1 rRNA gene is annotated in these 245 nt (G+C 31.4%); it reads left to right on the forward strand.

Annotated elements, in window-relative coordinates:
- Positions 1-98, forward strand: a 23S ribosomal RNA gene (locus AC23MB_RS14500); the annotation flags it as partial.
- Positions 99-245: the final 147 nt, after the last annotated feature.

The raw sequence follows: 245 nt of genomic DNA on the forward strand, positions 1-245 counted from the left end.
TTTAAGGGTCGTTGGAGATGACAACGTTGATAGGCTATAGGTGTAAAGACAGTTATGTCATAGCCGAGTAGTACTAATTACCCGTTGATTTATAGCCTATTGGTTATTTTAATCTTAAAAATATTTAAGACAAGTTCTTATAAGTGCGATAAAGGTTTTGACTTTGTGATGTATATTACCGATAAATTAGACATCAGATAAAAGATGTCAGATATTAGACCAATTTATGGTCTAGAATCTGAAAT

The organism is Soonwooa sp. T0.1_25 (genome assembly GCF_057652215.1).